The sequence below is a fragment of the Chloroflexota bacterium genome (genome assembly GCA_016197225.1).
GTDB lineage: Bacteria > Chloroflexota > Anaerolineae > Anaerolineales > VGOW01 > VGOW01.
Map to the genome: position 1 here is coordinate 1 of JACPWC010000098.1, position 8,350 is coordinate 8,350.

Genomic DNA, 8,350 nt, shown 5'->3' on the forward strand with positions numbered 1-8,350 from the left:
GTGGCCAAGTACTACGTGACCGGGCAGGACGCGGAGAAGGCTTCGGTGCAATACATCATTGACGGCAAGCAGTCCATGACCGTCTTGAAGGATGTCCGCACTCTGGTGGGGGACGCCATCACGGCGGCGGTTGCCTTCCTGGAAGGCAAGACGCCGGAGCAGACCAACACCTACAACAACGGCAAGATTGAGGTTCCGGCCAAGCCGTCGGCCATCGTCACTGTCACCCAAGACAATGTCAAGGAAGCCGTCATTGACTCTGGCTACTATCCCGCCAGTGACTTTACCGGCCTTGAAGGTGGAGTGCCTGCCGTGAGCGGCACCGTCGGCATCGTATTGCCGACGAAGGACGAACCGCGCTGGTTGCAGGACGAAGCTCGCTTCAAGGACGCGCTCGTCGCGGCCGGCTATGAGGTAGAGATTCTGTTCAGCCAGGGTGATTCGGCTAAAGAGAAAGCGAATGTTGAGGCCTTGATCGCCAAGGGCATCAAGGTGCTCATCATCACCCCGCAGGACGGGACGGCCGCCGCCGCCGCCGCCGAAGAAGCTCGGGCCGCGGGAGTCAAGGTCATCTCCTACGACCGGTTGATTCGTGACACGGACGCGGTAGATTACTATGTGACCTTCGACAGTGTTGCGGTCGGTGAAGCCTGGGGCCAGTATCTGATAGACAACGCCAGCGGCACGGGCAACAACCTGTACCTGTACGCCGGGGCGGCTTCGGACAACAACGCCTTCCTGTTCTTCGAGGGCGCCTGGAACAAGCTCCAGTCGAAGATTGCCGACGGCACGTTTGTGATCAAGAACTCGAGCGAGGCGGTAGCCCTGAAAGGCAAGGCGACACTGACCCGCGACGAGATGGCCAAGATCATCGGCCAGGTGACGACCAACTGGGACTTCACCGTCGCCAAGAACCTGGCGGAAGCCAACCTGACGGCGGCGCCGGCGGCGGACAAAGGCACGGTGTACATCGTGGCTCCGAACGACGGCACGGCTCGGGCGATTGCCGATGCCTTCGCGGCGGACAAGGATGTGGCCAAGTACTACGTGACCGGGCAGGACGCGGAGAAGGCTTCGGTGCAATACATCATTGACGGCAAGCAGTCCATGACCGTCTTGAAGGATGTCCGCACTCTGGTAGGGGACGCCATCACGGCGGCGGTTGCCTTCCTGGAAGGCAAGACGCCGGAGCAGACCAACACCTACAACAACGGCAAGATTGAGGTTCCGGCCAAGCCGTCAGCCATCGTCACTGTCACCCAAGACAATGTCAAGGAAGCCGTCATTGACTCTGGCTACTACCCCGCCAGTGACTTTACCGGCCTACCGTAAGAAATTGCAGTAAGAGTCTGTTTTGAAATTCGGAATTGTAGGGCGAATTGACAATTCGCCCTACAAAAACCGGCCAAGACCCGCCGGGCGCTTCGCAAAAACCCGGCGGGTCTTTTGGTTAGATTCTTGGCATGAGAAAAGGCGTCGCGTTGTCCACTGCTATTCCTGTATAATTCTTCCAGCCTTTTGCATTTTTTGAAACCAGGTTGCCTATGAATACTCCCATATTGGAAATGAAAAATATTGTCAAGGAATTTCCTGGCGTTAAGGCACTGAACAACGTCAGTTTTCAGGTCGCCGAGGGCGAGATTCACTGCCTGGTCGGGGAAAATGGGGCGGGCAAATCTACCTTGATGAAGGTGTTGAGCGGAGTTTACCCGCACGGTGCCTATACCGGCGACATCCTTTTCGGCGGGAAAGTGCAGAAATTCAGGGGCATCAGCGACAGTGAAAAGGCCGGGATTGCTATTATCTATCAGGAATTGGCGCTGGTTCCCGAAATGACAGTCTATGAAAACATCTTCCTGGGCAACGAAGTTAAAAGCGCAAATGGTATTACGATTGACTGGAATGAAACTATAAAGAGAGCAACGATAGCGTTGAAGAAGGTAAGGCTTGATGTCAACCCGGCTGTAAAAGTCAAGGATTTGGGCGTAGGAAAGCAACAATTAGTTGAAATTGCAAAAGCGTTGAGCCGAGAGGTCAAGTTACTTATCCTGGATGAGCCGACTTCGGCCTTGAACGAGGATGACTGCGAAAATCTGTTGGATTTATTGCGCGGACTTAGAGAGCACGGCGTTACTTGCATATTGATTTCACACAAGCTCCGGGAAGTCATAAGGATTGCCGACACCGTCACCATTTTGCGTGACGGGCAAACAATTTGCACGCTGGAGGCGAAGAAGGCTGAGGTCTCTGAAAATGTTCTCATCAAACACATGGTGGGACGCGAGATTGACAATATTTACCCCAAGAGAGAACGCCAGCGCTCGGCAGATATATTGCTTGAAGTGAAAAACTGGAATGCCTACGACCCAAAATTAGGCCGGAGTGTTCTCAAGGATGTTTCTTTCAACGTCAAGAAAGGCGAAATTGTCGGCTTTGCTGGCCTGATGGGCTCGGGGCGCACAGAACTCGCCTTAAGCCTATTTGGAAATCCGGACGGCTATCAAATTAAGGGCGAAATGTTTGTCAAAGGCGGGAAGAAACACTTCACCCATCCGCACGACGCGATAAATGCGGGCGTGGCCTATGTGACCGAGGACAGAAAAGGTGACGGCCTGATTCTGATCCAGGATGTGAAGCAGAATATTACCCTGGCCAATTTGCGGGAAATCGCCAGTCGCGGCGTCGTCAACAATAACGCCGAGGTGAAAGTCGCCAATGAATACAAGTCATCTCTTAATATCAAAACGCCGAGCATTGAGCAGAAGGTGCTAAACCTAAGCGGCGGCAACCAACAGAAGGTGTCGGTGGCGAAGTGGTTGTTTGTCAAGCCCGACATATTGATCCTGGATGAGCCAACGCGCGGCATTGATGTTGGCGCCAAATATGAAATCTATACGATCATGACCCGGCTGGTGGAGCAGGGCATGAGCATCATCATGATATCGTCCGAATTGCCCGAGGTTCTGGGCATGAGTGACAGAGTCTATATTGTTGCCTCCGGCAAAATCACCGGCGAACTGCCGATTGGGGAGGCAACGCAGGAAAAGATCATGGAATTGGCAACCAATTGAGGAGACTCACCATGTCGTTTTTCAAAGACCTGCAAAAACTGTTGGGACAAAATATCCGCGAGTATGGCATGTATATCGCTCTGTTCGTGATCATGGCTATCTTCACTTTCACGACGAAGGGCATCTTTATTTCGTCGAGGAACATCAGCAACCTGATCAATCAGACGGGCTACATTGCCGTCCTGGCTGTCGGCATGACGCTGGTCATCGTCATCCGGCATATTGATCTGTCGGTCGGCTTTCTTTCAGGCTTCCTCGGCGCGCTGGCGGCAATTGCGATGGCCGATCCGAAAGTCATTCAAGCCGGTTTGAACCTGCCTGTCTATGTGGTCATACCGATGGTGCTGGCCCTCGGAATTCTGGCCGGGCTGATCACCGCCTTCCTGGTGGCGCAACTGGGAATCCCGGCTTTTGTGGCCACGCTGGCCGGCTGGCTGGGCTACCGAGGCGCCATACAGCTTGTCACGGCGGGGACAGGCACGATCATCATTGCCAACGAGACATTTAATGCCTTGAGCAACGGCTTCATTCCTGATATTTTCCCTGCCGAGACCACGCTGTTGCCTGGAGTACACAAGTTAACACTGATCCTCGGGGTAGTGGCCATTGTTTTACTCATCATCAGCCAGATCAACGACCGCAGAAAAAAGCAGGCCTACAACTTTGAAGTGCTGTCGCCGGAAATGTTCATTCTTAAGCTGGTCTTCATCTCGGCTATCGTCGGCGGGATCACCTGGATCATGGCAGGATACCAAGGCCTCTCCTGGACGATCGTGATCGTACTGGCTGTGGTCGGCATCTACGATTTCGTCACCTCACAGACGGTGCTGGGCAGGCATATTTACGCCATCGGTGGCAATCCAGAGGCGGCTCAACTGAGTGGCATCAGCGTCAAAAAAATCACCTACGTGGTTTTTGGTTCGATGGGCATGTTATCCGCATTATCGGGCATTCTGTATGCCTCCCGCTTTAAGTCTGCGACGACGACGGCGGGAAATCTGTTTGAATTGGACGCCATCGCGGCGGCTTTTATCGGCGGCGTGTCGCCCGCCGGCGGCATCGGTAAAGTTATCGGCTCAATCGTCGGCGCGTTGGTGATGGGGTCGCTATCGAGCGGCATGAACTTGATGGGCATTGACATATCCATTCAGTATATCGCTCGAGCCGCAGTGCTAGCGGCGGCTGTTATATTTGATGTTGCAACCCGGAGTCGCGGAAGATAGATGAAAGTGTTGAGGCAGGCGCTAGGAGGCTGACGAGGAGCGAGTCCGGGCAAAGACCAAAGCGGCTACAAACACGGCAAAGACGGCCAACCCGGCGCCGCCCAGAATCGCATTTTGCAGGATTGGCCCATTGCTTTGTTGCGTCAAGCGCAAAAACTCAAGTTGAATATGGGGGGTTAATTGCGGCGGGAGGGTTTGCCACAAGATGAACCCCAGCCCGCCCATGCCGGCCACAAAGGCGCTCACGGCAAAGTCCACCCACGAGAGGCGGAAGCGAGGCAGGGGCGCAAGCCGGTGGATGCGAGTTATGACGTTGGGGGCCAGAGTCGGTGGCGCTGGCGCAAGGGGATACGAGCGCAGAGCGTTTTCTACTTCACGATCTTCGTCTAGTTCACCCATTCTCGTTCTTCCTCAAACTGGCGCAAAGCGTCTCGCAAGCGGGCCTTGGCCCGGAACAGCCCTGTCTTCACTGTGCCCAGCGGCAGACTCACCACGCTGGCAATTTCTTCGTACGACAACTCCTGTTGATAGCGCAACGTCACCAATAGCCGATAACTTTCCGGCAAGGCCTCGATCTGTTCGTGCAGGAAGGCCCGCTGTTCGCCGGTTTCGAGGTCGAGACCCGGCTCAGCCAGCGACTCGTCGGCGACGTTGACAACCTCTTCGTCTCCAATCGCCGAAATATCTCGCCTGAGCTTTGGTAGCCTGTTATAACACAGGTTAGTCACAATCCGGTAAAGCCAGGTGCGGAACTGAGACTGGCCGCGAAAGTTAGGCAGAGCCACCCAGGCCCGCACAAACGCCTCTTGAGCTAAGTCTTCTGCCTCGTGCGGGTCGTTCACCGTCCGCAACGCCAGGTTGTAAACGAACTGCTGGTGCTCGGTCACCAACTCGGCAAATGCATCGGCATCGCCGGTTTGCGCCTGTCGCACCAGTTCCGCCTCTCGTGTATTCAACAACTCGCCCCTTTTCACCCTAACGGGTTAGACCGGGCTGGCCGGGGAAAGTTTCGCTGCCTTCCTTTTCTCACAGCAAAGGAAATCATGGAAAAGGAGGGAAAAGCAAGGAAAGAGGTGACGGCTGAAACTTTCGCGGCGGCGTTCGGTCTTATCGAGTAAGCACTATTCTATCTCAGGAGGCAAAGAAATGAAATATAAATGGCTAATTGCCGGATCGCTCTTGCTGGCGATGCTGGCGATGTGCGTCGGGATCGTCGGCATCATATGGTTCAGCATCTCCCGCGCCGCCATCTCTGGCATTCGTTGGAGCGGTTTTGAACTGAGCACGGTTTCTGCCGAGGCCGACGAAGAACAAAGCTTTACGGTGAGTGGGCCGGCTATTCTCAGCGTAAACACTGGCGTTGAAAACGCCGCCGGTGATATTACCATCATCGGTGGAACCGGCGATGAGATCGTGGTGAAAGCCCATAAGACGGCCTGGGGCGCTTCTCAGGAAGATGCCGAAGCTGGATTGGCTGAGATCAAAGTCAACGTGACTCAAAACGGGGATGCCGTCACGGTGGAAGTTCAGCGGCCACGGCCGGTCAACTTTATTGGCATTGGTGGGCAAAGAACCGACACCGTGGACTTGACGATCACGGTTCCTGCAACCACAAAAGTGACAGCCTCCACCAGCTTTGGCGACGTATCACTCTCTGGCACGATGGGTGACGCCGACGTGAAGACCAGCTTTGGCGACGTGAGCGTGAAGGACGTGCAGGGCGGGGCGGTTGAGGCGCGAACCGACTTCGGCGAAATGTCGCTGGAAGACGTGACCGCTGACGGAAATGTGGAGGCTCATTCCAGCAGTGGCAAGATTACGCTCGACAACGTGGAGGCCGAAGGCGACGTGAATCTGTCCACCGACTTTGGCGGCATCGAATTCAAAACGGGCAACGCCGACTCGCTCGTCGCCGACACCAACAGCGGCAAGGTGGAATTATCCGGGCTGTCGGTGGCCGGTCTCGTCATGGCCAGAAGCAATTTTGGCGAAGTGAAGCTGACGAAAGTGGATGCCGGTTCTTACAACCTGGACACGAGTAGCGGCGACATTAATGTTGAGGGCGCAAGCAGTTCGGTAAAAGCCCACACTGACTATGGCGATATAAACGTGACCGAGGCTGAAGCCGTGACTCTCGACCTAAGCACGGACAGCGGCGCGATTACCTTCGCCGGGTCGCTGGGCGACGGGCCGCACACGATCAAGACCGACTTCGGCAGTGTCAAGCTGAAACTACCCGAAGAGACGGCGCTCGACTTCGACTTGAGCACTGACTTCGGCAAGATCAAGTCCGACTTCCCGATCACCATTCAGGGCGAACAGGAACAGACCCACTGGCAGGGAACCATCAACGGCGGCGGCGAACGCCTGACTGCCGAGACCAGCAGTGGCGACATTTCGATTGAAATTCTCAAATAACAAATTATCAAAGGAGAGATTGACATGAGCGACTTAATACCTTGTATTGGCAGCTTAGGCTTCTTTTTTATGCTGTTCGCCTTCGCCGGCATCATGCGCTACCTGAGCTACCGGGAAACGATGGCGCTGGCCGAGAAAGGCTTGGTACGCCCAGACAAGGCGCGTGGCAATGGTAAGGACACCCTACGCTGGGGTATCGCCATCGCGGCCATTGGCATGGCCCTGTGCGTCGGCCTGTATCCGATCGGTTTCCTGGGCAGTGGAACGCGGTTCCCGCTCGGCCTCGGCCCCTGGATGCTGGCCGGGCTGATTCCGACGTTCTTCGGGCTGGCGCTGGTGCTGATTTACGTGCTGACGAGGGAGGAAAAGCCAAAAGATGTAGCGCCAAAGGATGACGGCAAGCCCCGGCTGGAGGAGCCGCCCGGCGTGGCTTCGTAGACGTTCCAGCGGAAAGCCTCTATCCGAAACCCCGCTTGCTTCATGGAGCAGGCGGGGTTTCGTCTTTGTGATTTTGCTTCCCCAGTGATTTTTCCAGGTTGTGCAGGCGGGCCAGCACCTCGGCGTGCAGGTCGTCCACCTTCTCGTGCAGTTGCGCTACTTCAAGTTCGGCCTTCAAGTTGACTTCGTACTCAATATCTGAGCGGATACGGTCTTTGGCCACCTGCCGGTTCTGACTGAGCAGGACGAAGACGGAGAGGATGATGGCTTCGAGGGAAACGGCCATTGTTAACAGACCAAAGGGAAATGGGTCAAAGACGGCCAGACCGGGGACGAGGTGGATGTTCCAGGTGATCCAGATTGCGAAGACCACAATGTGAAGCATTAGAAAAGGGATGCTGCCGCTGAACTCGGCGATCCAGTCCGCCGCTTTTTGAACAACCGTCCGCTTGTCTGCCACCTCTTCGTTGACGTTGCGCGAGACGCGGCCCCGGAGCAGTTCGTCGGTTTTGCGGATGCGTTGGCCCATGACGGCCAGCATGTCGAGCGCGGCGTGCGGCTCGCTACGGATGAAGAGCAGAAGGTCGTCGCGGTCGAGCACCAGCAGGTCAGTGTCTTCCAGGGCCAGAGCGGTGGCTGTGCGCGGGCCGTTGTCCAGGAGCGACAACTCGCCAAACAAGTCGCCCGGCTCGGCCACATTGAAGACGATCTTTCCCCCGGTATGATCTTTGGCAAACAGTTCCACCTTGCCGGCGCGGATCAGATAGAGCGAGTCGCCGGGGTCGCCAAACTTGAAGATAGTATCTCCTTGTTTGACGTTCGTCTGGTCGAGCACGGCGGCCAGGGCCTTGCGCTCGTCGTCGTCCAGTAGTTGGAAGAACGGCACTTCGGATAGCATTGTTTCATCAGCGGGCATAGATTCGGCCTCTCGTAAATTTCGTAGATGTAAAGTGGCGTAATTGTAACCGAATTAGTGGCCGGGCGGATGGACGCCCCAAAGCACTAGAAGCCAAAACAAGTGACTGTTGACGAAGAAATTGGACAGAGAACTAGTTATTATGGAGTGCCCGTCAAAGTTTTGGGAGCAGAAGAGAGAGGAGTAAGATAGGGGCACGTTGCGCGTCCGACAGCCCATACCCCTTTTGGAGGCTCCATGAAACGAACCGACTTCGACCGTGCCTGGCGGGAACTGAGTGAAGA

8 protein-coding genes are annotated in these 8,350 nt (G+C 55.6%); 5 read left to right on the plus strand and 3 right to left on the minus strand.

Features of this window, described 5'->3' with window-relative positions; translation table 11 throughout:
- Positions 1 to 213: 213 nt before the first annotated feature.
- From HYZ49_16805 to HYZ49_16815, 3 genes are all read left to right on the plus strand, one after another.
- Positions 214 to 1,332 carry a sugar-binding protein gene (locus HYZ49_16805; protein MBI3243944.1) on the plus strand — a complete coding sequence of 373 codons (1,119 nt, stop codon included), beginning with the start codon at positions 214 to 216 and terminating at the stop codon, positions 1,330 to 1,332.
- Positions 1,333 to 1,544: 212 nt separating this feature from the next.
- Positions 1,545 to 3,071 (plus strand): ATP-binding cassette domain-containing protein, encoded by a 1,527-nt coding sequence (locus HYZ49_16810; GenBank protein ID MBI3243945.1) that lies wholly within the window; start codon positions 1,545 to 1,547, stop codon positions 3,069 to 3,071.
- 11 nt (positions 3,072 to 3,082) lie between these two features.
- Positions 3,083 to 4,294: a sugar ABC transporter permease gene (locus tag HYZ49_16815; protein ID MBI3243946.1), complete on the plus strand. Its 1,212-nt coding sequence runs from the start codon at positions 3,083 to 3,085 to the stop codon at positions 4,292 to 4,294.
- 21 nt (positions 4,295 to 4,315) lie between these two features.
- Here HYZ49_16815 and HYZ49_16820 read toward each other — a convergent pair whose 3' ends face one another.
- Positions 4,316 to 4,693 carry a hypothetical protein gene (locus HYZ49_16820; protein ID MBI3243947.1) on the minus strand — a complete coding sequence of 126 codons (378 nt, stop codon included), beginning with the start codon at positions 4,691 to 4,693 and terminating at the stop codon, positions 4,316 to 4,318.
- Positions 4,681 to 5,250: a sigma-70 family RNA polymerase sigma factor gene (locus tag HYZ49_16825; GenBank protein ID MBI3243948.1), complete on the minus strand. Its 570-nt coding sequence runs from the start codon at positions 5,248 to 5,250 to the stop codon at positions 4,681 to 4,683. The genes HYZ49_16820 and HYZ49_16825 overlap by 13 nt, the downstream gene beginning before the upstream one ends.
- Before the next feature lie 190 nt (positions 5,251 to 5,440).
- On the opposite strand from HYZ49_16825, the gene HYZ49_16830 reads away from it, so the two are divergent.
- Positions 5,441 to 6,712 carry a DUF4097 family beta strand repeat protein gene (locus tag HYZ49_16830; GenBank protein ID MBI3243949.1) on the plus strand — a complete coding sequence of 424 codons (1,272 nt, stop codon included), beginning with the start codon at positions 5,441 to 5,443 and terminating at the stop codon, positions 6,710 to 6,712.
- Between the two features lie 24 nt (positions 6,713 to 6,736).
- Positions 6,737 to 7,150: a hypothetical protein gene (locus HYZ49_16835; protein ID MBI3243950.1), complete on the plus strand. Its 414-nt coding sequence runs from the start codon at positions 6,737 to 6,739 to the stop codon at positions 7,148 to 7,150.
- 40 nt (positions 7,151 to 7,190) lie between these two features.
- Here HYZ49_16835 and HYZ49_16840 read toward each other — a convergent pair whose 3' ends face one another.
- Complete coding sequence (locus HYZ49_16840; GenBank protein MBI3243951.1) at positions 7,191 to 8,066, minus strand: DUF1003 domain-containing protein; 876 nt, start codon at positions 8,064 to 8,066, stop codon at positions 7,191 to 7,193.
- Positions 8,067 to 8,350 lie beyond the last annotated feature (284 nt).